The organism is Mucilaginibacter sp. JRF (genome assembly GCF_015223065.1).
GTDB lineage: Bacteria > Bacteroidota > Bacteroidia > Sphingobacteriales > Sphingobacteriaceae > Mucilaginibacter.
This window is the reverse complement of record NZ_JADFBY010000007.1, coordinates 171643-195106: the sequence shown is the minus strand read 5'-3', so window position 1 is coordinate 195106 and position 23464 is coordinate 171643. Positions and strand designations below refer to the sequence as shown.

The following is a 23464-nucleotide window of genomic DNA, read 5'->3' as shown; positions in this document are numbered from 1 at the left end:
ATAACTGTCAACGTAACATTGTATCGATAACTGCCCGCTTTGTACAGACGAATTACCCGTGGATGGTTTCGCCCTTGCCGTAATTTTGAATTACCTGGGCCTCATAATCTAAAAACTCTTTCCAGCGCTTATCAATATCGATGCCTTCGGTGTATTTTTTAGCCAGGCGGATAAACGTGGCATAGTGTGTAGCCTCGCTTATCATCAACTCATGATAAAATTCGGAAAGCTGCTTATCGTTTATATTTTCTGACAGTACTTTGAATCGCTCACAACTGCGAGCCTCTATCATAGCGGCAAACAACAGTCGGTCAATCAATTGCTCGTTACGGGTGCCGCCCTTTTTCATAAACTTAACCAACTCGTTCACATAATTATCCTTACGCTCACGACCAAGTATATAGCCACGCTCCAAAATAATATCGTGCACACGCTTAAAGTGATCCATCTCCTCCTGAACTAAAGCAGCCATTTCCTGCACCAGGTCAGACAAGTTGGGATTCTGTACGATCAGGGTAATGGCATTGCTGGCGGCCTTTTGCTCGCAAAAAGCATGGTCGGTAAGTATTTCTTCAATATTACTTTCTACTACGTTCTTTACCCAGTTCGGGTCGGTAGGCAGTTGCAGTTTTAAAATGGTTTTCTCGCTCACAATAGCAAAGTTACCATTTAATCATCATCCTTAAAAGCAGGGTTATTGGTAATTGAACGCGCGTGGTGATGGATGGAAAGAATGTTAATTTGTTCGGGAGAGATAATCTGGTAGATGATACGATAATTCTTAAAAATCAATTCGCGCAAAGTATCATCCTCTGATCTTTCAAATCTCTTACCCAATAAACTGTTTAACTTGAGTTTTCTGATGGCTGTACGAATATCGTCAACCTCATTTTTTGCGTAGTATGGCGAATCCTTTTTTATGAAATTAAAATATCCCGCAGATCATTCAGAGATATTTTAGTGTAGATGAGTTTTATTGCCACGAATCAACCTCGTTATCAAACTCATCTTCGGTTAAAGTTTCTCCGCGCTTAGCCTGGTCTTGAGCATCTTCTATCTTTTGCAATAGCATGATCTCATGTATCAATTCATTTGCCTGGAATGACTCGGGCATGTGATCTACCAACTCTTTAACTTTCTCCTTAGTAAGCATCGCGATACATTTTATATAAATATACAGCTTTTAACTATACAAGTTTTTATTACGGATAAACTCCAGTACGGCATCGGGCACAAAATACTGTACGTTCTTTTTTTCGGCGATGGATTTGCGGATGAATGTTGCCGAAAGCTCCATGAGCGGTGTCATGGTTATGGTTACGGATGGATGCGAGGCCAGTTCGGCATTTTCATAGCCGGGGCGCGGGTAAACATATATCCTGTAATCGCGAAGAATGAGCTTATAATTCTTCCACTTAGGCAGTGAGATCAAATTATCAGACCCCATTATAAGCGCGAACTCGTGCTGCGGATATTTCTCTTTAAGATGCGTAAGCGTATCAATGGTATATGATGGCTGAGGCAGGCGTAACTCCACATCGTTTACCTCTATAGATGTTGAATTATCGGTAGCCAGTTTGGCCATCTCCAACCTGTCGTACATATTGATCAGGTCGCCATATTTTTTAAGCGGATTTTGGGGCGACACGATCAACCACACCTTATCAAGCTGGGTATGGTTGGCCATGTAATTAGCTATAATTAAATGCCCTATATGTATAGGGTTAAATGAACCGAACAATAAGCCTATCTTCATGCGTTAGCGGTTTGCAGTTTTCAGTTAGGCCCCAGATATTATTCCCCTTTAGGGGTTAGGGGTTAATAAAGTTTCTCACCAATTCCTCAGCCTCGGCACACGCTGTATCAAGATCGTAATTTTTGAGGATAACATCAAATTTTGGCGCGTAGCTTAGTTCTTTTTCGGCTTTGGCGAAGCGCTCGTTCAGTTTTTCCTGGCTATCAGTACCACGACCGCTCAGGCGCTGCTTCAACACATCCATTGATGGTGGCTGTACAAATATGGCCAGGGCCTGATCGGCATACTTGCGCTTAAGGTGCAGACCGCCCTCTACATCAATATCAAATATTACAGTTTTGCCTTTGCTCCATATACGTTCAATCTCGGTACGCAGCGTACCATAAAAAGTACCGGTGTATACTTCTTCAAACTCCACAAAATATTTTTTGGCGATAAGGTGCAAAAACTCCTCTTTGCTGATGAAGTAATAATCTTCGCCGTGTGTTTCGGTACCGCGGGGTTGCCTTGTGGTGGCCGAAATTGAAAATTCAAGCTCTGGCATTTTACCCAGCAGGTGATGAACTATAGTAGTTTTACCTGCTCCGGATGGCGCGGAGAATATAATGAGTTTACCTTCCATGGGGTCAGTGGTCAGATAGTGAGTGGTCAGTAGTCAGTGGTCAGTGTAATTAGTTAATAACTATTCAAATGACTACTCACCAATGACTACTCACCAAAATGACTATAATACGTTTAGTAATTGTTCTTTAATTTTTTCGAGCTCCTCTTTCATGCCTACTACCAATTTTTGTATGTTGGCATCGTTCGCTTTTGAGCCGATGGTGTTTATTTCACGACCGATCTCCTGCGTGATAAAGCCCAGTTTTTTACCGCTTGCATCGTCGGCAGCCAGGGTTTGCAAAAAGTAGTCGCAATGGCTTTTCAACCTTGTTTTTTCTTCGGTAATATCAAGCTTATCAATGTAATAGATCAGTTCCTGCTCAAAGCGGTTATGGTCAATTATCTCAACACCGGCAGCATCTGCCAAAAACTGGTTCAAACGCTCGCGGATAACTGGCACACGTTTAGGGTCTTCCGCCTCAACAGCTTTTAGGTTATCTAATATTGTACCGATGCGTTGCTTAACATCTTTTTCAAGTACGCCGCCCTCATCCTTACGGAATTGCTGGAAACCATCCAAAGCCTGTTTAAAGGCTTTTTCAACCGTTTTCCATTCTTCTTCAGATACGGTTTCTTCGTTATATTTTACTACCTCGGGCAAGGTAAGCGCCAGTTGCAGCAGATTGCCTGATGGCTCACCCAGCTCTGCACTTACATTTTTAAGTTGCTGGTAGTAATGCTTTAACAGATCGTTATCAATACCTGCCGCCTTTACGGTAGCGCTGGTTTGCTCTACATTAATGCTTAGGTTTACCTTGCCGCGCTCAACGCTTTTGCTGCAATCGTTACGTAGCTGAAACTCTTTTTCAGCAAACATTTTTGGTAAACGTAATGATAGTTCGAGGAATTTACTGTTCAGGGATTTGATCTCGACGGTATATTTTGTGCCGCCCGAATCAACACTGGCTATTCCATACCCTGTCATGGATTTTATCATGCGCAAAGATATGCTTTTTCCTGCTAATAACCGCTTTAACACTTTTTAGCATCTGCATGCAAAATACTATGGCTATGTTTACCGTTGATATATACATCAGTTAATGAGCATCAAAAAACACTTATCATATATCATATTATGCCTGCTGGCCTTTACCACTAAAGCGCAGCAAAACACTGTACAAGGCATTATTTACCGCATCAATACCTCTACCCGCATTGCTCAGGTGGTGGTTACCAACCTGCGCACCAATACCGTTATGATGAGCGATGAGCTGGGCATATTTACCATAAAAGCTAACCCCGGTGATACCCTGTTATTTGATAAAAGCGAGTATGCCGACCTGCGCCATGTAGTAGGCAGCCAAAAAGAAATGGCCATTTATATGCGCCTGATGACAAGCACCGAACTGGAAGAAGTAAAAATAAAAGGCACCACCAAACAACAGGAGTTGGGCGAAGTTATGCGTGATTACCGCGGGCAGGGTTCTTTTTTTGATGGAAAGCCTCCGGCATTGCTGTTCCTGATGTCGCCTATTACCGGTTTGTACGAGTTGTTTGGCAAAACACCGGGGCGGGCCAGGCGCTTCGCTAAATTTACCAAGGCCGAACTGGAACAAAATGAGATAAACCGCCGCTACAATGTGGAATTTGTTAAGCGCACACTAAATATTAATGATGAAGAAGCAGGTAAATTCATTAATTACTACATGCCCTCGTACGAGGATATACGTGTGTGGAACGACTATGAATTGATAAAACGCGTAAAACGCCAGTACCAATACTATAAAGTCAATAAAGACCCACTTAGGGTTAACCCATTCCAAGTTAAACCTGCTGATACAGCGAGAAGAAACTAATAAATTTTCCGGAACGATCAGATACCCAATGCTTCGCAGGCTTTTTCGGCAGAGAGCTTTTCGGCGTTCTTTTTACTGAACTCCTTGCCCAAGCCTAATGGCTCGCCATCAACAACGGTTTGTATGGTGAAAAGCTTGGTGCTTTCACCCTCCTGATTGCTGATCAGATCAAAGCTGATATCCTTACCATGACGCTGGCACCACTCAATCAACTTACTTTTGAAGTTGGTTTCGGTCATCTCCAGCGTATGGATGTCAATGTGCGATTTGATAATGTGGTTGATCAAAAAGCTCTTGGTAAACTCGTATCCCTTATCAAGGTACACGGCACCAATAAGCGCCTCAAAGGCATCGCCAAGCAGCGAGCCCTGCCTGCCCGAACTAAATATACGGGTATCATACTCCACCAATTGCTCAAAGCCAAGCTTGCGGCCCAACTGGTTAAGGTTAACACGACTAACAATTTTTGAACGCAATTCCGTCAGGAAACCTTCGTCCTTATAAGGGTATAATTTAAAAAGCACCTCGGCTACAACGCTACCCAATACAGCATCACCCAGAAACTCCAAACGTTCGTTGCTGTTCTTTACGCCATTTTTAACATTTTGAGCTACCGACTTGTGCCGGAAAGCCATACGGTATAAAGACAAATTGCCCGGCACGAAGCCGAGCAAGTTCTTTAAAATTTTAACGTATTTTCTGTTAGGCGATAGATAAAGCTTATAAAACCGATTTATAGGCATTCAAATACTTTAGTCTTCGTACTTTTTAAATATAACAGATGCGTTATGGCCACCAAAACCAAAACCATTACTTTGTACCGCCCTCATGCCTTCGCGTTTTTGTGCGGTGTTAAAGGTAAAGTTAATGCGAGAGTCAAACGCCGGATCATCAGTAAAGTGGTTGATGGTTGGCGGGATGATACCGTTTTTAAGCGCTAATATTGAAGCGATAGCCTCAACAGCACCGGCAGCACCCAATAAGTGCCCTGTCATTGATTTGGTTGAGCTGATGTTGATACGGTAAACATCTTCGCCATAAGTATCCTTAATGGCTTTGATCTCCTGCGGGTCACCAATCGGGGTTGATGTACCATGCACGTTTACGTAATCAATATCGGCCGGGGTCATTCCTGCATCTTCAAGCGCCGCTATCATTACACGGGCAGCGCCTAAACCTTCAGGGTGTGGGGCCGTCATGTGGTATGCATCGGCACTCATGCCGCCGCCTACCATTTCAGCATATATTTTTGCGCCACGTGCCAGTGCATGCTCCAGCTCCTCCAAAATAATGGTACCTGCGCCCTCGCCGGCCACAAAGCCGTCGCGGTCAAGGTCAAACGGCCTTGATGCGGTTGCAGGATCATCATTACGGGTTGAGAGGGCGTGCATAGCATTAAAGCCACCAATACCGGCCTCATTAATAATCGCTTCTGATCCGCCGGTTATAAACATATCAGCCTTACCCAGGCGGATGTAGTTAAAGGCATCAATTAACGAGTTATTTGATGAAGCACAGGCTGATACGGTTGAGAAGTTAGGACCTCTCAGGCCGTATTTTATTGAAATGTGGCCAGGTGCAATGTCCGCAATCATCTTTGGGATGAAGAACGGGTTAAAGCGCGGTGTACCATCGCCTTTGGCAAAGCTGCTTACCTCATCCAAAAAGGTTTTAAGGCCGCCAATGCCCGATCCCCAAATAACACCGATACGGTTAGTATCCAGTTTTTCGAAGTTCAGGTCAGCATCCTTAACCGCTTCTTCGGTCGAGAAAAGTGCATACTGTACAAAAGGGTCGAGCTTACGCGCGTCTTTACGGCCCAGAAAAGCATCGGCATCAAAGCCTTTAACTTCACAGGCGAACTTGGTTTTGAAATGCGTGGCATCAAAACCCTTTATCAAGGCAGCGCCACTTACCCCATTGATCAAACCGTTCCAGTACTCTGCAACGTTATTACCAATCGGAGTAAGTGCTCCAAGCCCGGTTACTACTACTCTTTTAAACTCCATTTAATAGATTTGGGAGCGCTTATTTAACGTTTTTTTCAAGGTAAGCAATAGCCTGACCTACTGTGCCGATAGTTTCTGCCTGATCGTCAGGAATAGCTACGTTAAATTCTTTTTCAAACTCCATGATCAGTTCAACGGTATCTAAAGAGTCGGCACCAAGATCGTTGGTGAAGCTTGCTTCAGGTGTTACTTCACTTTCATCAACACCTAATTTTTCTACAATAATAGCCTTTACTCTTGACGCGATATCAGACATAGTCTTAATAATTTAATGATTAATAATTTTTTCGATGCAAAGAAAAATAAATTCTGTTAAATATCAAATGTAAAACTTTTGAACAATAAGAGTAACAAAATTTTATCTCAACGGTTTCAATTTGTAATTTTACAACGCAAAAATAATGATTTTGAACAGGAAAGTATTAAAGTTTGAGATCGATCTGGATTTTGTTCTGATTGCCGTAACTACTTCTTTAAAGGATTACCGCACTTGCTACCTTATTAATAAGCATCTTAATTTTAACTTTACCAAAGGCCCTGACCTTGAAGTTGACATTAATCCGGATAAGGAGCCTGGGTATTTTTCAATATATAATGATAGCTGGGAAGCCAGTGAAACTGATTTTTATTTTATAGCCAATAAGGGCACTGAGGGCTATTTAATACCCGAAATGCGCAAAACCGACTATTTTATAATGATAAAGAACTATATTGACAGCGATGACCTTGAAGCACTTATATCAGCCCTAAATAAGATACCTGAAATAGTTGCCGCCGTAAAGATTGACCCTAAAAAGTTAAAATCCCGTGAAAATCTACTATTTTAGCGCCGAAATTTTGAGGTGTTAAGATAACACTGTACAGACTACACACAAACAACCCATATATGAAATTAAACTACAACCGAACAAAGATTGTTGCCACGATGGGCCCCGCATCGGCACAAAAGGACGTACTGTTGTCAATGATAAAGGCAGGCGTTAACGTTTGCCGTCTAAATTTTTCGCACGGTAAAACCGAAGACCACAAAAAAACTATTGACCTGATCCGCGAGATCAACGCTCAATATAAAACAAATGTGGCCATCCTTGCCGACCTTCAAGGACCAAAAATCCGTATCGGATTGGTAAAAGATGGTGGCGTACACCTGATAAATGGTTCAAAAATTAAAATGACCACTCACGAGTGTATCGGCGATGACGACCAGATCTACATCACTTACGAAACCTTCCCGCAGGACGTAAAGGCCGATGAGATCATTTTGTTGGATGATGGCAAGCTGCAACTGCGCGTGCTTGAAACCAACCGCCTTGATACTGTTATTTGCGAAGTAGTACACGGAGGCATACTTACTTCACGTAAAGGTATAAACCTGCCAAATACCAAGGTTTCTATCCCGAGCTTAACGGAGGAAGACCTTTCTAACCTGCACTTCGCACTTGATAATGATGCCGAGTGGATCGCGCTTTCATTTGTTCGCGAAGCTGAGGATATTGTTCACGCCCGCCGTGTAATAAACTCACGCAACAGCCCTGCACGCATTATTGCTAAAGTTGAAAAACCTGAAGCAATTGAGAATATCGACGCGATCATAGCCGTTACCGATGGTGTAATGGTTGCCCGTGGTGACCTGGGTGTTGAAATGCCGATGGAGCAAGTGCCATTGCTGCAAAAAATGATTGCCAGCAAATGCCGCGCCGCTTCAAAACCGGTTATTGTTGCTACGCAGATGCTTGAATCAATGATCACCACCCCACGCCCAACCCGCGCTGAGGTGAATGACGTTGCCAACTCAGTACTTGACGGTGCCGACGCGGTAATGCTTAGCGGTGAAACATCAGTAGGTGAATTCCCGCTTATAGTTATTGAAACTATGGCTAAAATTGTACGTAACGTTGAAGAACTGGGCTATCCGTTCTACAGCAAAAAAGGTAAAATTGACAGCACTAAGCCAAACTACCTGAGCGATGCTATATGTGGTTCGGCAGTATACCTTGCTGATCAAACTGACGCGGCAGGTATCGTAGCCATGACCACTTCGGGCTATACAGCGTTCGAGATATCGAGCCACCGCCCTAAGTCGCCTACCTTCATCTTTACATCAAACAAGCAGTTATTAAATTCATTGAGCCTTGTATGGGGTGTTCAGGCCTTCTACTACGATCAGCTTGACAGCACGGATCAAACCATCAGCGATGTAAACAATGCGCTTAAAGCCGAGAATTTGATACAAGCCGGCGATGTGGTTATCAACACTGCATCAGTGCCTATTACAAGCCAGGGCAAAACCAATATGTTAAAAGTAAGCGTTGTTGAATAAGCAAAGCGTACCACATAAAAATAAAAAAGAGCTGTAAGTAATTGCAGCTCTTTTTTTGTTAATAGATCCCGGCGTCGCAAACCTTTTTAAAGAGTTTATCAAGACTGCCGAAATAATAATCGTAATACGTCCTCACTATTTTCATGGCATTCAAATTTTTCAGTTCATTGGTATATGCAATATAACAAAAATGTTACCACAATAACAAACTTTTGTTAACTCATTTTTAGTTGATAAGCAGCTTATACCCACGGCCATGCACGTTAATGATCTCCACATTGGGGTCATCCTTCAGGTACTTGCGTATCTTGCTTAAAAAAACATCCATACTGCGGCCGTTAAAATAGTTATCATCATGCCATATATGCAGCAGGGCTTCCTCGCGGGTAAGCACTTCGTTTTTGCGCATGCAAAGCAACCTCAATAATTCTGCCTCTTTGGTTGATAGTTTTTGCGATTGCTCACCAATGGCTATGATCTGGCCTTTATAATCAAAACTGTACCGACCTATCTTAAACTGGGTTTGTTGTTCCTCGGCCTTTTTCTCGCTGTTTTCAGATCGTTTTAAAAGGGCGTTTATGCGCAGCAGCAATTCTTCAATACGGAATGGCTTGGTAATATAATCGTCGCCCCCCAAGTTAAATGCTTCGGTTTTATCCTCAATCATCCCCTTTGCCGTAGCGAATATGATGGGTACGTGCTGGTTTATCTTACGGATATCCTTACCCAGCGTAAAGCCGTCCTTTTTGGGCATCATTACGTCGAGTATCAGCAGGTCGTACGTACTTTTGGTGAATGCCCTTAGTCCTTCGTCGCCATCTTTACATAGCACAACATCAAACTTTCCTTTCAGTTGCAGGTAATCCTGCAACAGCAAACCCAGGTTAGGGTCATCTTCAACAAGCAATATTTTCTTCATTGTGGTGGTAAGGTATTATGCCAACGGAAATTTCAATTCAAATTCCGAGCCTTTTTCTTTTTCTGAACGTACGCCGATGGTACCATTCAGCTTTTTAACGATGGAGTTAACATAGCTTAAGCCCAGGCCAAAGCCTTTAACATCATGCAAGTTACCGGTTGGTATGCGGTAAAACTGCTCAAATATCTTAGCCTGCTGATCGCGGCCCATGCCTATACCCTTATCGGCAACCTTAATAATAATGCTGCCGCTTTTATTGAGCGTACTCAGGGTGATAACCGGGGCATCCTTACTGTATTTTATGGCGTTATCAATAAGGTTATACAACACGTTCGAGAAATGAAGCTCATCGGCAATGATCATCGGCTTTTCGGCGTCCAGGTTAACCGTTACATCAGCATCGCACTTTTGCAGTTTTAGCGCCATGCTGTCCAGCACAAGGGTAACCATCTCGTTAACATCAACCGGTTTGGTATCCAGCTTAAAGTCGTCTTTTTCGAGGCGGGCAATGTTAAGCACACGCTCAATATGGCTGCCTAAACGCACATTCTCCTCATATATAATATTGGCCAGGCGCGATACACGGGCCTTATCTCCGGTCATTTCATCATCCTTTAACGCCTCGCTGGCTATCATGATGGTTGATACGGGTGTTTTAAACTCGTGGGTCATGTTGTTGATGAAATCGATCTTCATCTCTGATATCTTCTTTTGCCGTAAGATTGAGAAGATGGTATAACCAAAACAAAACACCAATACAAAAAGCAACCCGGCGGTAGTGGCCATGCTTGCCCCCATCCTACCCAATATCAATGAGCTTTTTTGCGGGAAAGCTATCCTGATCTTACCCGGATCGTTCACCGTTTCGTTACTGAATATGGGGGTTTGATAGGTGTTTGATGCCACGAACACCGGCTTGGTGCCCTTATCCATATCCATGGCGTTGGCAAATATCAGCGAATCGTTAGTGGCTGTTAATACCTCGTAACTAAAGGGCAGGTATATACCCTTATTATGCAGTTCGAACCGCAGCAGCGAGTCTATCCAGAATTTGCTTACCCGCTTGGTAAGCGGCTCGTTCATTTTGCTGTACTCCTCGGCCAGGGTTTTTATCACCTCTGTTTGCGGGGTACTTTTAAGCTCACGTGTTTTAGCTATTTCCAGATTTTGCAACGAGTCGGTTTCGAGCAGGCGTTTAATGTTGTTCAGCTCCTTTTCCTTTATCAACCTATCCTGCTCCCGCTGCCATAGTGGGTTTATGCGCGGTACAGATATAACCTGCTTACCAAATTGCGGATCGAGGTATACGTAGCGCAGGGTATCATACTTTTGCAGCTTTTTTGTACGTTTCTCGGGCTTAATTTCTCGGCGCACCACCTCGGGTATCATGCGGCCGTATACTTCGCCATACTCATCGGTATATTCCTCTACCCGTATACGAAAGTTGTAGGCATCCTGTATCAACTCCTCCTGGGTTTTACGGATACGCATGCGGTTAAGGCTATCCTTTAACAGGGCGCGCCTTTTTTTATCGAGCTTTGGTTTGTGTATTGTTTTTTTAGGGGCGGCAGCGGCGATCTCCTGTGTAATGGTTACCTGCTTTTGTTTGATGGATACTATCCGCTCGTGGTCGTTAGCCTTGGCGCTCAAAAAGCGCATGGCATCCTGCTTGGCTACCTTGTGCGATACGTTATTGAGCACCTCGTTCACGGTCTGGTCAAACAGTTCGGACTGCATGAGGTATGACTGCCGTAAAAAATAAAATTGCATGGCCATCACTCCCAACAGTGCAAAACCCATCAGGCCAATTATTAATCCTATACTCCTTTTCTTCATCCTTAGCTACAAATGTATTGTAATTGCAGCTTTTGCTAAGCCATTTAACAATATTTAACAAATTAAAATTTTCATTTAACACCTTGGTATATAACTGCTTGATAGCTTTGTGTTACTAAACGCATACTTAAATCACGCATCATGAAAAAGCTATTATCAAACCCCGGCTTTGAAAGTATTTTCGCGCTAAGCCTCGCAGCCATTATAGGCCTGCCCCCACTGGTACTTGCACAAGATAAGAAGAAGGATACCGAGCGCATAGTGAGTAAACACGTTGAGGTACGTATAAAGGATGGCGACACCACCATAAACGGCAAAAATTTAAAGTATTTGAAAGGCAAGGATCGCGAAGAAGCGCTAAGCTATATGCCCGATGCTGATGGACTTGCCGCTATAGTACCCGACCAAAAAGCCCGCATTATTGTTAAACGCAGAAACAGCGATGGTAAAGACGTTGTTATTGAACGCCGTGAACTTAACGGCGATGATGTTAGCGTATTTGCCGACAACGATGTTTTTGTTACCGATAGCCTTGGAAAGAACATCGACATTAAAATTAAGAAAATGACGGAGCTGCCAACCATTGCCTTTGATTATAATAATGGCGATAAAAGCATGCTGACGGCTCCACGCTTCCGCACATACACCATGACCGGCCGACCGTTTAACGGCTTTGGCTCGCGCAATACGCAAAATTTCAACTATAATAATGTAGATAATGAGGGCATCAGTACTAATATTAGTTATAGTGTGAGCGATGCCGTGAAAGGTAAAAACAACAAGCTTAACGGCATCGAGGAAAACAGATTAGACCTGAAAAGCATCAACCTCGCACCTGATTTTAGCACCGGTAACACCACTGTCAGCTTTACACTTGATAGCAAGACCGCTGCCGATGTACAGTTTAAAGATAGTCAGGGTAAAATATTATGGACAGGCAAAGCCTCCGCAGGTAAATTTACCAGGGCATTCAGTCTGCCACTTAACGGCGTTTATTACCTGCAAGTAAAGCAGGGCAGCAAAACCGCCTTAAAAAGAATTGTTAAGGAAGATTAATAATTGCCTTAACTATTCAACCCAACCTAAACCCCATCAGTAAAACGCGGGCGACCTTTACTTAATTATGGTTTTTGTACAGCTTTGTTATATTTGCTTTTGGCGCTTAAGCGTGCCTAATATTTACAAACATGGCTAAAAAGAAACCAGAAACAACACATACCCCGGTAGTGACCAAAAAGTCGCTCGCGTTTTTTGAGAAATACATTAACAACCCATCGCCAACAGGCTTTGAATGGAAAGGCCAGGAGCTTTGGCTTGATTACATTAAGCCTTATATCGACGATTATTATGTAGACAATTATGGCACCGCGGTAGGCATCATCAACAAGGATGCTGAATACAAGGTGGTGATAGAGGCACATGCCGATGAAATATCGTGGTTTGTGAACTATATTACCAACGATGGCTTGATCTACGTGATTCGCAATGGCGGCTCTGACCACCAGATAGCCCCATCAAAGCGCGTAAACATCCATACCGATAATGGTATTGTTAAGGCCGTATTTGGCTGGCCTGCTATCCACACCCGCCAGGGCGGCGAAAAAGAGGAAGCTCCAACACTTAAAAACATATCTATCGACTGCGGTTGCACTTCAAAGGAAGAAGTGGAGAAACTGGGCATCCACGTAGGTTGTGTTATTACTTACGAGGATGAATTTATGGTATTGAACGACCGTTACTATGTTGGTCGCGCATTGGATAACCGTGCCGGTGGCTTTATGATTGCCGAGGTTGCCCGTTTACTGAAAGAGAACAAGGTTAAACTGCCATTCGGTTTATATATTGTAAATGCCGTTCAGGAAGAAATTGGCCTGCGTGGTGCCGAAATGATAGCGCATCACATTAAGCCTAACGTAGCCATTGTTACCGACGTAACACACGATACCTCTACCCCGATGATCAATAAGATAGTTCAGGGCGACCTGGCTTGCGGTCGTGGCCCGGTATTATCATACGCGCCGGCTGTGCAAACCAACCTGAACAAATTACTGGTTGAAACCGCGCAAAAGAACAACATTCCGTTCCAGCGCCAGGCATCATCGCGCTCAACAGGTACGGATACCGATGCCTTTGCTTACTCAAATGACGGTGTGCCATCGGCATTAATATCATTACCGCTGCGCTACATGCACACCACGGTGGAGATGATACACAAAGAAGATGTTGACAACGTGATACGCCTGATTTATGAAAGCCTTTTGAATATTGAGGCAGGTCACGATTTTCGTTACATCAAAAATAAATAAGCATTAAATGGCGCAGTACATTATCCCGCTCAAGTACCGCAAAATGGAGAACCTCCATATTGTGTTTTGGCTTTTAAAGGATATTGGCTGGTGCCTGATATGGAAGCCGTTGGGAATAGTAATGATATTCCCAACGCTTATTATTTCTATTATTATAGCATGGCGAACAAGGCAACTCATGTCTGAACTTTGCCACAACCTGGCCATAACCTTTTGGATAACGGCAAACTCGTACTGGATGATCAGCGAGTTTTTGCATTTTGATGCCGAAACTGTTTACGGCTGGATAACCTATAAACACCTCGCCCTGATACCTTTCTTTTTAGGAGTGTTCGCTTTGGCATATTATTACGCTATCTGGAAACCTAAAAATCCCGACGCGCTCGAAACCATGTAAATATTAGCGCTCGCCGTTCCACTCAGCGTAGAACTGATCGAGATATTGCTGCATAAAATCATGGCGTTGCTGCGCTATCTGTTTACCGGTAGTGGTATTCATCTTATCCTTTAGCAACAAAAGTTTTTCGTAAAAATGATTGATGGTCGGCGCGGTTGATGATTTGTATTCCTCTTTGGTGAGGTTAAGCTGAGGCTGAATATTCGGATCGTACAATGCCCTGCCTTTGAAACCACCATAACTAAACGCGCGAGCTACGCCAATAGCGCCTATGGCATCCAGGCGGTCGGCATCCTGCACTATTTCCATCTCCTTTGAGGTGAATTCAACGAGGCCAAAGCTCGCTTTGAATGACATGTGCCTGATGATCTGCTGAACGTGGATAATAGTTTCGCCATCAATATTGAGGCTTTGCAGCCATTTACCTGCCGTAGCCGGACCTATCTCCTCGTCGCCATTATGAAATTTGGCATCGGCAATATCATGCAACAGGGCGGCCAGCTCAACCACAAAATGGTTAGCCTGCTCGGTTTGCACTATCAGCTTGGCATTTGCCCACACACGATGAATATGCCACCAGTCATGCCCGCCTTCGGCATGCTCAAGTGTTTGCTGTACGTATGTTTTAGTTTGATTAATATATTCCGCTTGTTGTGGTGTTAACATGCGGCAAATATAAAAAATCAGAAACTGCTATGCAGCTTCTGATTTTCCGGCCTGGATAAGGCTGGTAATATTTGTTTCCAGGATATCTGATATCTGGAAAAGCCTTTCAAGGGTTATTTTGGTATAACCCAACTCGATTTTACTGTAGGCGTTCTGAGAAATTTTCAATTTAGCGGCAAGGTACTCCTGGGTATAATTCTTTGCCTCGCGCTGTTTGCGGATGTTGGCCGCAACCGACTTAATTTTTAAGCTTAAAGCATCTGTCATACTAATCAATTGTAATGATAAATGATTGTATAAACGAGAATTTTTTAAGCGCGGATTTTTACAAATTCACTTTAAAAATAAATATTTTCTTAAGAAAGAAATATATACTGTAACATATGTTTTACTTTCTTAGTTATTATTATTTTAAGCTATAGTTTACAGTTATAGTTGGCAGCAAGGTTGCCATATCCAACGGAACCTGATCAAATGATACAATAGGTTTGCGGTTGGTGTAGTAATTATAAAAATCTTTCTGAACCTTATCAGTAGCCGTTGCCGGGGCTAAAAAGCTGATAGAAAAAGGCAGGATAAAATCGTGCATTTTCTCACCATCAGGTATTATCCATTTTTTGTTTGACTTCCTTAGCGCGTCAATTATCGGCTTGGCCAGGTTAGCATCATCAGCATAGTAAACAATTATTTTTTTAATGTTACCATCGCCATCGGCAGTAAATTTAAATACCGCGGTGCCTGCTGCCTTTACCTTTACCAGTTCGGCCGGTACATCAAGGCTATCCTTAAAAAACTTGGTCATGGCACTCTTACCTCCCTGAAAAGGGAAAGCCAAATGCTGCTGTGCCATTGCGCCTATACTTAATAAAGCGGCACATATAGTGAATATTAACTTTTTCATTTATCTGTATTATTCTTCTGTGGGTTGGCGCCTTGTGCCTTCGTATAATTCATACTCAAGCAAACGGCAATCCAGTTTTCCGTTGTAAAATTCAATGCGGCGACTGGCTTTCAAACCAATTTTCTTTGCCAGATCGGGGTTGCCGGTAAATATGTAGCCTTTGTAGCCGAGGCATTTTTGTTTCATATAATCGCCAACACGTTTGTAGGTAGCCTCCAGTTTGCTGTGCGTACCTAAACGTTCGCCATATTCGGGGTTAAACATAACAACGCCCGGTTGCTCAGGCACTTCGGTATCCGCAAAATCACAAACGTTAAACTCTATCAAATGTTCTACACCGGCGGTATTGGCATTGCGGCGGGCAATATCAACCGCGTCGGCAGACAGGTCGGTAGCGATAATTTTAAAATCGAGCTGCTTGATGGCCTTATCCTTCAGTTTACGGCGCTCGGTAAAAAACACGTTTTCATCATAGCCCATTATGTGCATAAAGGCATAATTCATCCTGAAAAAACCGGGACTTTTATTGGTAGCCAGCAAAGCGGCCTCAATAGCCAGCGTGCCCGAGCCACACATAGGGTTGATAAAACTGCTTTTACCATCCCAGCCGGTTGCCATAATGGTTGATGCCGCCAGGGCTTCCAGCATAGGCGCCTTGCCCGGTATTTTGCGGTAGCTGTGCTTAGCCAGCGTTTCGCCCGATGTATCAACAAATATTTCGGCACGGTCGTCCTGCCAGTAAAGGTGGATCACGGCCTTGTTAACATCAGCACCCGAGTTTGGCCTGATGCCTTTCTCCTGCTTAATACGGTCAACAATGGCATCCTTTACCTTAACATTGGCAAACAGCGGCGTGCGTATATGCTCGTTATTTACGTTGGATGTAACAGAAAAGTACCCTGAAAAATCGATCAGCTTTTCCCATTCTATCTTAACCAGCTCGGCGTACAGCTCATCGGGCGTAGCCGCGGTGAACGCTTTTAGCGAGTATAAAACCTGGCTGGCGCAGCGCAGATTTAGATTAAGGGGTATGCAATCGTTAACGGTGCCTTTAAGCTCGATGCCGGTTTGAAATACACGTGCAGGCGTAAAGCCCAGTGCCTCAACTTCACGCTGTAAATAAGGCGAAAGCCTTTTGTTGCAGGTGATAACTATTTTACTTTCGGTGTGGAAAACTTCCATAATATTTGGCGAAAATAAACAATTAAACACACCTCTATTTTAATTTGTTAGCATTAACTTTACATTTTTAATTTTTGAAGCATGGATATCAAAGGCAAAGTACATGAAGTGTCGCCAACCCAACAGGTTACAGACTCACTTAAAAAGCGCGAACTGATTGTTGAATATATAGAGAACCCACAATACCCTGAATACCTTAAATTTGAAGCTATACAGGATCGTTGTAACCTGCTTGACAGTGTTAAAGTGGGTGATGATGTAGAGGTTTTCTTTAACCTGCGCGGTCGCCCATGGACTGACAAAAGCGGTAAAAAAAGCTACTTTAACTCACTGCAATTGTGGAGAATAAACGTATTAAGCGGTGCCGGCAACAGTGCCACCCCTGAGTACGCCCCACCGGTTGACCTAAGCTCAGCACCTGACGAGGACGATCTGCCGTTTTAATAATTAACGGTTTTAGAATATTGAAAAGGGAGCACCAATGGTGCTCCCTTTTCTGTGTTTTATAACAATTCCACAAACCACGTCATTGCGAGGTACAAAGCAATCTCTTTAGGATACTCTAATACGATAAATCGCTCGGGGATTGCTTCGTACCTCGCAATGACGCGTCCTCTTATATTGCATTATCCTTCCTGTCATTTCGAGCGATAGCGAGAAATCTAACGCTATGCTATGAACGCGGACAGATTTCTCCTCGTACCTCGTTCGAAATGACAAGTGTTTTTAAAATATCGCTTTAATCCCAAACACTATTATTAGCGGTAAGTATAACCGGTTCGCCGCCGGTTACTAAGATGGTGTGTTCGTGCTGGGCTACAAAACCGCCTTTGTTGCCTACCAGCGTCCAGCCGTCGCTTTGTGTTTCGGCAATGGTTGATGCGGTTGATATAAAGGTTTCGATAGCTACAGTTGAATTCTTTTTGAAACGGGTCATATTAAAACGGTCGCGGTAATTGGCAATTTCGTGCGGTTCCTCGTGCAGACTTTTGCCTACGCCATGACCGGTCAAATTTTTAATGACCGTGTAGCCAGCCTTTTTAGCTTCGGTTTCTATCAGCAAACCAATATCGGCTATTTTAACACCGCCCTTTATTTGTGAGATGGCTTTTTTAAGGATTGCCTTTGATGCATCAACCAGTTTTTGATGACCATGAATATCCTCACCAACCACAAACGAGCAGCCGTTATCAGCCCAAAAGCCATTCATCTCTGCCGAAACATCAATATTGATCAGGTCGCCGCTTTGTATCACTTTGTCGCCGGGTATGCCGTGGGCCACCTCGCCGTTTAAACTGATGCAGGTATATCCCGGAAACTTATAGGTTAAATACGGCGCCGAACGTGCCCCGTAGCCCTCTAATATCTTTCCGCCGAGTTCGTCCAGTTCTTTGGTGGTTATACCGGGTACAGCAGCCTCACGCATCTTTTTGAGTGTTGCGGCGCATACCTCGCTAATGGCTTTCATCCCGGCTAATTCGTCGTCAGTAGTAATTGACATAGTTGTATCTTATTATAAAAATTGAACAGAGGGGCTGATTATTCAAACCGCTCCTTTAAATATTGTCCGGTGTATGAGTTTTTCTCCTTCATCAAATCTTCAGGCAGACCCTCAAACACCACATTGCCGCCCCTGTCGCCACCTTCAGGGCCAATATCTATCACCCAGTCGGCACATTTGATCACGTCCATATTGTGCTCTATTACGATGATGGTATTGCCATGCTCCAGCAATGCATCGAACGATTTTAGCAGCTTCTTGATATCCGCGAAGTGCAGGCCGGTTGTCGGCTCATCAAATATGAACAGGGTTTTATTAGTGTTATTACCCTTTACAAGGAACGATGCCAGCTTGATACGCTGTGCCTCGCCACCCGATAGCGTGTTTGACGATTGCCCCAACTGAACATAGCCCAAACCAACATCAACCAAAGGCTTTATTTTGCTGATGATCTTGGCTTCTTTGGCGAAGAATTCCAATGCCTCATCAATGGTCAGGTTCAGTACTTCTGATACGTTCTTTTCATTATAAGTAACGTCCAGAATATGCTGTTTAAAGCGGTTGCCGTTACACGATTCGCAGGTCAGGAATATATCGGCCATAAACTGCATCTCTATCTTCACTTCGCCCTCGCCCTGGCAAACATCGCAACGGCCGCCCTCAACGTTAAATGAAAATGCCGATGGTTTTAATCCACCTGCTTTTGCTGCGGGTTGCGATGCGTACAGGTTGCGTATCTCATCCCAAGCCTTTACATAAGTAACCGGGTTTGAGCGCGATGAGCGACCGATCGGGTTTTGATCAACGAGTTCAACCTGCTCAATTTTATTGTAATCGCCCTCAATGGCATCGTAAGCGCCGGTTTGCTCGCCACTGTAATTGCCCAATGTTTTTTGCAGAGCAGGGTGCAGTATGCGTTTTACCAAACTGGTTTTCCCCGAGCCTGATACCCCTGTAACTACAGTTAATACCCCTAACGGAAATTTAGCCGTAACATGCTTCAGGTTATTTTCGCGGGCGCCTTTTACAATGATGTGGTCGCTCCATTTACGGCGGTGCGCAGGTATGGCAATTTCTTCACGCCCACTCAGGTATTTGCCGGTAAGGCTATTATCATCAGTAATTATTTCGCTGTATGTTCCACTGAAAACCAGGTTGCCACCATGCGTACCGGCCTCGGGGCCGATGTCGATAATATGGTCGGCAGCTTTCATTACTTCTTCCTCGTGCTCAACCACCAATACAGTGTTGCCCACATCGCGCAACGATCTTAACACGCCTATCAAGCGGTTGGTATCGCGCGGGTGCAGGCCGATGCTTGGCTCATCCAGCACATATACCGACCCCACCAAACTACTACCCAAAGATGTTGCCAGGTTAATACGTTGCGACTCACCGCCCGAAAGCGTGTTCGACAAACGGTTAAGCGTTAAATAGCTCAAGCCAACATCATTTAAAAAATTAAGGCGGTTGGTTATCTCGGTAAGCAAACGGCGACCAATGGTTTCGTCGTGCTCAGATAGTTTGAGGCTCCTGAAAAACTCGTATGCTGTATCCAGCGGCATCAGCACAATATCGGTGATGGATTTGCCATCTATCTTTACGTACGATGCATCCTGACGTAAACGGCTGCCCTTACATTCAGGGCAGGTAGTTTTACCTCGATAGCGCGATAGCAGCACACGGTATTGTATCTTATAAGTTTGTTCTTCTAACTCCTTGAAAAAGGCATCCAACCCCTGGAAATAGCTGTTGCCTTTCCACAGCAGTTGCTGTTGCTCAGGCGTAAGCTGATTGTATTGGCGGTGGATAGGGAAATCAAACTTGATGGCATTCTTCACCAGCTTATCATTCCACTCACGCATTTTTTCGCCACGCCAGGGGGCAATGGCACCTTCGTATACCGTTTTGCTTTTGTCGGGTATAACCAGATCCTCATCAATACCGATCACCTTGCCGTAACCCTCGCACTTTTTACAAGCGCCGTAAGGATTATTAAAGCTGAAAAAATTTGGTGATGGTTCCTCAAAGCGCAGTCCGTCCAACTCAAATCGGTCGCAAAAAAAGCGTTCCTGCTCAGCGTCTTCGTCCGGCTGCTGCCAGCGTACAAAGCAATCGCCCTTACCTTCAAAAAAGGCGGTTTGTATACTATCGCCCAGGCGACTTACCGTTTCTTCTTCGTTATTTTTGGTAACGCGATCAATTACTATGCGCACATCAAAGGTGGCTGTTTCAGGTTCCGGCTCCTGCTTTTTGGCTTTGCCTTTTTTGGGCTTTTCGTCAATCCCGGTATCTGAAGCGATGCCCTCGTCTTCTATCAGCGCCTCGATGCGGGCTAACTTGCCTTTATACTCCACCCTTACAAAACCCTTTTGCAGCAATACGGCAAGTTCTTCCTTAAGGCTACGGTTGTTATGCGGATGCAGCGGGCATAAAATGGTTACCTGTGTATCATCGGCTAAAGCCATGATAAAGTTGATCACATCGGTAACCGTATCTTTTTTTACTATCTGCCCTGATACCGGTGAATATGTTTTGCCAATACGCGAAAAAAGCAGCTTCAGGTAATCATATATCTCGGTAGATGTACCTACCGTTGAGCGAGGGTTCGAGGTGATCACCTTTTGCTCGATAGCGATAGCCGGGGCAATGCCTTTAATATAATCCACATCGGGCTTATTCATACGGCCCAAAAACTGGCGAGCGTATGATGAAAGGCTTTCCACATAGCGGCGCTGCCCCTCGGCGTACAGCGTATCAAACGCCAGCGACGATTTACCCGACCCCGACATGCCCGTAACCACCACCAGCTTATTTTTGGGGATAGCAACGTCAATGTTTTTGAGGTTGTGCACGCGGGCACCTTTTATGATGATATTTTGTTGAGCGTCTTTCTCTGCTTCGTTTATCATTAGCTGCTTATGGTCAATGGTCCATAGTCAATGGTAAAGATATGCATAGACCATGGTCTATGGGCTATCAGCTATCGACTAAAATAAGAAAGTGCAAAAATCCTAAAATGTTTAGCAAAAAGCAAATGAATTGATGTAGATGAATGTCATTTGTTTTGAGGGGGATGATAAGTTATAGTTGTTAGTTTGCGAACCCCTCCCTGACCCTTGCGTGGGGAGGGAATAAATAAACACGTTGTTGCGAGGCACGAAGCAATCTCCGAGTGACTTGTCATGTTGAATATCCTAAAGAGATTGCTTCACTATCGAAATGATGTGGTGGGTTAAATTCATTGTCATTTCGAACGAGGTACGAGGAGAAATCTGTCGTTTGCCTATGAACGTGTGCAGATTTCTCCTTCGTCGAAATGACATGATTGTTAAAGTTCTATTTAAAATTCCTCCCCCTCGGGGAGGATTTAGGAGGGGTATTATCCCTCCACATTGATCCCTATCTGCTTTAGCAACAGCGAAGCGTTAAACGTTTTGCATTCGCCATGCTTTAGTTTGTAGTCGAACAGCATTTCGCCGTTTTGTACCTGGATGTCAAAGTAATAGTTACGTACGTAGGCAGGGTATTTATCTTCGAGGCGGGCAATTTGCAAATCGTGGGTGGCAACCATGCCTACGGCGCGTTTGGCTATCAGTTGCTCAATTACCGCTTTTGAGCCCAGGTACTTATCAACCGAGTTGGTGCCGCGCAGCATCTCATCTACCAAAAAGAAAACCTTGGGTACGGTTTCAACAGCGCCAAGCAGCATCTGCAACCTGTCCAGCTCGGCTTTAAAGGTTGATGTGCTTTCGTTCAGTGAATCCTTAATGCGCATGTAGCTGATGATGTTGATCACCGATACATCCATCACATCTGCACAAACCGGCGCTCCGCATAGGGCCAGTACGGTGTTGATACCTATGGTTCGCAAAAAGGTACTCTTGCCCGCCATGTTCGACCCGGTGATGATATCAACCTGGAATGTATCGCGCAGCTCATAGCTGTTCACCACCCTTTTATACGGCTGTATAAGCGGGTGACCGATGTTTTGCGCCGCCAGGGTATATCCCTCGCCATCTGCAATTTGTGGTATGGCCCAGTTGGGATAATTGGTATGCAGGCTTGCCAGGCTAATAAGCGCTTCATATTCGGCCAGTACATCAAAGGCATCCTCCAGGTTTTGTTTGTTGGCGCGCTTCCACTCCTCAATGGCAATGATCTGTTTCAGATCCCAAAGAAAAAAGATGTTCAGCACCGAGCCTACCAATAAGTTAAGCCTGCTGTTGAATTTATTGATCAGGCGCGATAATTCCTTTATTTCTTCGGAGGTTTGCTTCTCCTTTAACTGGCTCGACAGGCCTGCGCAATACGCCGACTGCCATTTTTCGTCCTCCGCTTTTTTAAAGGCCTGCGCGTACTTGCCCAGCGTGTCGCCTATTTTGCCAATAACCAGATCGGCTTTTTTAATTTGCGCCGCTCTTGATGCCACCAATCCCAAATGCGCTACCGCCACAAGTACCGGCAATGCCTTCGCATCAAAAAAAGCCGATAATAAAATAGCTGCTACAGTTACAAAAGGCGCCACATGGCAATACTTTTTTATCCAGCCCTCGCCGGGTAGGTTAAGCGGGAGGCCAAGGTATTTTATCAGGTTGCTTAGTTGTAACAGATCGGCCGTTTTGGCGAACAACAGTAAGGCCTGTAACTCAAGCTTCCAGTTGCTTTTAACGGCTAATTCGCGTACGGCTTCCTGCCTTTGTAAAATGGTTGGCTTATCAGTCGGGGCGCTTAACCATGCGGCCAGTTTATTATTGCCCGGCACGGTAGCTGCACGGTTGATCAGGTTAAACAAGGATGCCTTACCGAATATATCCAGATCAGAAGTATAAAAATGTTTATCGTTACTGTATCGATCGCCGTTATAGTACAGGTTTTCGTAGTATTCAATACTGTCTATCTCGTTTTTATTGATGCTTACCAGGTCGGTATAATAATCGCGCTCGCGCTCAAATTCGCTTTGGCGTTTTACCAATGCTACAAATATTAAAACTAACAAAATGGTAGTTATGGCTATCACGGCAAAGTTGTTGGATGCCACCCCAACACTCACCCCGGCTATAAATAAGGCGAATATGCCCAACCGCATCAGCGAATAATTGTTAGCCTGCTTTTTAAAACGGTCGGCCTCGGCCTGGGCTACGTCGGCATTTTTGCGATAGGTGTTCAGTATATCCTGCTTCATCAGTTAAAAACAAAAGGGTAAAGTAAG

General features: G+C 44.2%; 25 protein-coding genes. 7 read left to right on the top strand and 18 right to left on the bottom strand.

The features are described from left to right. Positions 1-52 precede the first annotated feature (52 nt). The 6 genes from IM792_RS16780 to IM792_RS16755 all read right to left on the bottom strand — a co-directional run bounded on the left by IM792_RS16780 (position 53) and on the right by IM792_RS16755 (position 3356). Positions 53-652 carry a tRNA-(ms[2]io[6]A)-hydroxylase gene (locus IM792_RS16780; protein ID WP_347343824.1) on the bottom strand — a complete coding sequence of 200 codons (600 nt, stop codon included), beginning with the start codon at positions 650-652 and terminating at the stop codon, positions 53-55. A 17-nt stretch (positions 653-669) separates the two neighbouring features. Further along, positions 670-921 carry a type II toxin-antitoxin system RelE/ParE family toxin gene (locus IM792_RS16775; protein ID WP_194103074.1) on the bottom strand — a complete coding sequence of 84 codons (252 nt, stop codon included), beginning with the start codon at positions 919-921 and terminating at the stop codon, positions 670-672. 52 nt (positions 922-973) lie between these two features. Then, positions 974-1153, bottom strand: a complete 180-nt coding sequence (locus IM792_RS16770; protein ID WP_194103047.1) for a hypothetical protein — start codon at positions 1151-1153, stop codon at positions 974-976. Between the two features lie 30 nt (positions 1154-1183). Then, positions 1184-1756, bottom strand: a complete 573-nt coding sequence (gene nadD, locus IM792_RS16765) for a nicotinate (nicotinamide) nucleotide adenylyltransferase (RefSeq protein ID WP_194103046.1) — start codon at positions 1754-1756, stop codon at positions 1184-1186. Between the two features lie 55 nt (positions 1757-1811). Next, positions 1812-2378: a guanylate kinase gene (gmk, locus tag IM792_RS16760; RefSeq protein WP_194103045.1), complete on the bottom strand. Its 567-nt coding sequence runs from the start codon at positions 2376-2378 to the stop codon at positions 1812-1814. Between the two features lie 102 nt (positions 2379-2480). Continuing rightward, positions 2481-3356, bottom strand: coding sequence for a YicC/YloC family endoribonuclease (locus IM792_RS16755; protein ID WP_228085187.1), 876 nt, complete (start codon positions 3354-3356; stop codon positions 2481-2483). A gap of 103 nt (positions 3357-3459) precedes the next feature. On the opposite strand from IM792_RS16755, the gene IM792_RS16750 reads away from it, so the two are divergent. Beyond that, positions 3460-4215 (top strand): hypothetical protein, encoded by a 756-nt coding sequence (locus IM792_RS16750; RefSeq protein ID WP_194103044.1) that lies wholly within the window; start codon positions 3460-3462, stop codon positions 4213-4215. Between the two features lie 17 nt (positions 4216-4232). Here IM792_RS16750 and rnc read toward each other — a convergent pair whose 3' ends face one another. Genes rnc through IM792_RS16735 form a run of 3 tightly spaced genes read right to left on the bottom strand, consistent with a single transcriptional unit; the run spans position 4233 to position 6480 of the window. Further along, positions 4233-4958, bottom strand: coding sequence for a ribonuclease III (gene rnc, locus IM792_RS16745; protein WP_194103043.1), 726 nt, complete (start codon positions 4956-4958; stop codon positions 4233-4235). 9 nt (positions 4959-4967) lie between these two features. Then, a complete protein-coding gene (gene fabF / locus IM792_RS16740; protein ID WP_194103042.1) occupies positions 4968-6224 on the bottom strand; it encodes a beta-ketoacyl-ACP synthase II in 1257 nt (418 codons plus the stop codon). Between the two features lie 19 nt (positions 6225-6243). Continuing rightward, complete coding sequence (locus IM792_RS16735) at positions 6244-6480, bottom strand: acyl carrier protein (protein ID WP_008508386.1); 237 nt, start codon at positions 6478-6480, stop codon at positions 6244-6246. A gap of 145 nt (positions 6481-6625) precedes the next feature. On the opposite strand from IM792_RS16735, the gene IM792_RS16730 reads away from it, so the two are divergent. Next, positions 6626-7051, top strand: coding sequence for an IPExxxVDY family protein (locus IM792_RS16730; protein WP_228085186.1), 426 nt, complete (start codon positions 6626-6628; stop codon positions 7049-7051). 59 nt (positions 7052-7110) lie between these two features. After that, positions 7111-8544, top strand: a complete 1434-nt coding sequence (pyk, locus tag IM792_RS16725; protein WP_194103041.1) for a pyruvate kinase — start codon at positions 7111-7113, stop codon at positions 8542-8544. Positions 8545-8770: 226 nt separating this feature from the next. On the opposite strand, the gene IM792_RS16720 is transcribed toward pyk, so the two are convergent. Then, positions 8771-9463 (bottom strand): response regulator transcription factor, encoded by a 693-nt coding sequence (locus tag IM792_RS16720; RefSeq protein WP_194103040.1) that lies wholly within the window; start codon positions 9461-9463, stop codon positions 8771-8773. 15 nt (positions 9464-9478) lie between these two features. Beyond that, the gene (locus IM792_RS16715; protein WP_228085184.1) at positions 9479-11299 is read right to left on the bottom strand and encodes a HAMP domain-containing sensor histidine kinase; all 1821 of its coding nucleotides are present in this window, start codon (positions 11297-11299) and stop codon (positions 9479-9481) included. A 141-nt stretch (positions 11300-11440) separates the two neighbouring features. Between IM792_RS16715 and IM792_RS16710 the strand changes: the two genes are divergently transcribed. The 3 genes from IM792_RS16710 (at position 11441) to IM792_RS16700 (ending at position 14002) form a co-directional block, all read left to right on the top strand. Beyond that, the gene (locus IM792_RS16710) at positions 11441-12355 is read left to right on the top strand and encodes a T9SS type A sorting domain-containing protein (RefSeq protein WP_194103039.1); all 915 of its coding nucleotides are present in this window, start codon (positions 11441-11443) and stop codon (positions 12353-12355) included. 131 nt (positions 12356-12486) lie between these two features. Continuing rightward, entirely contained in the window at positions 12487-13605 is a 1119-nt protein-coding gene (locus IM792_RS16705) for a M42 family metallopeptidase (RefSeq protein ID WP_194103038.1), read from the top strand. Positions 13606-13612: 7 nt separating this feature from the next. Further along, positions 13613-14002, top strand: a complete 390-nt coding sequence (locus IM792_RS16700) for a hypothetical protein (protein ID WP_228085182.1) — start codon at positions 13613-13615, stop codon at positions 14000-14002. 3 nt (positions 14003-14005) lie between these two features. Here the strand turns inward: IM792_RS16700 and IM792_RS16695 are convergent, their stop codons facing one another. From IM792_RS16695 to IM792_RS16680, 4 genes are all read right to left on the bottom strand, one after another. Next, positions 14006-14668, bottom strand: coding sequence for an HD domain-containing protein (locus tag IM792_RS16695; protein ID WP_194103037.1), 663 nt, complete (start codon positions 14666-14668; stop codon positions 14006-14008). Positions 14669-14695: 27 nt separating this feature from the next. Continuing rightward, positions 14696-14935, bottom strand: coding sequence for a helix-turn-helix transcriptional regulator (locus tag IM792_RS16690; protein WP_194103036.1), 240 nt, complete (start codon positions 14933-14935; stop codon positions 14696-14698). Positions 14936-15074: 139 nt separating this feature from the next. After that, entirely contained in the window at positions 15075-15569 is a 495-nt protein-coding gene (locus tag IM792_RS16685) for a DUF4148 domain-containing protein (RefSeq protein WP_194103035.1), read from the bottom strand. A gap of 9 nt (positions 15570-15578) precedes the next feature. Beyond that, positions 15579-16751 carry a class I SAM-dependent RNA methyltransferase gene (locus tag IM792_RS16680; protein ID WP_194103034.1) on the bottom strand — a complete coding sequence of 391 codons (1173 nt, stop codon included), beginning with the start codon at positions 16749-16751 and terminating at the stop codon, positions 15579-15581. A gap of 81 nt (positions 16752-16832) precedes the next feature. Between IM792_RS16680 and IM792_RS16675 the strand changes: the two genes are divergently transcribed. Next, positions 16833-17195, top strand: coding sequence for a DUF3127 domain-containing protein (locus IM792_RS16675; protein ID WP_194103033.1), 363 nt, complete (start codon positions 16833-16835; stop codon positions 17193-17195). 295 nt (positions 17196-17490) lie between these two features. Here IM792_RS16675 and map read toward each other — a convergent pair whose 3' ends face one another. The 3 genes from map to IM792_RS16660 form a co-directional block, all read right to left on the bottom strand. Continuing rightward, positions 17491-18252: a type I methionyl aminopeptidase gene (gene map, locus IM792_RS16670; protein ID WP_194103032.1), complete on the bottom strand. Its 762-nt coding sequence runs from the start codon at positions 18250-18252 to the stop codon at positions 17491-17493. A gap of 38 nt (positions 18253-18290) precedes the next feature. Further along, on the bottom strand, positions 18291-21164 hold the full coding sequence (gene uvrA, locus IM792_RS16665; RefSeq protein WP_194103031.1) for an excinuclease ABC subunit UvrA: 2874 nt from the start codon (positions 21162-21164) through the stop codon (positions 18291-18293). A gap of 470 nt (positions 21165-21634) precedes the next feature. Then, the gene (locus IM792_RS16660) at positions 21635-23437 is read right to left on the bottom strand and encodes a DNA mismatch repair protein MutS (protein ID WP_194103030.1); all 1803 of its coding nucleotides are present in this window, start codon (positions 23435-23437) and stop codon (positions 21635-21637) included. Positions 23438-23464: the final 27 nt, after the last annotated feature.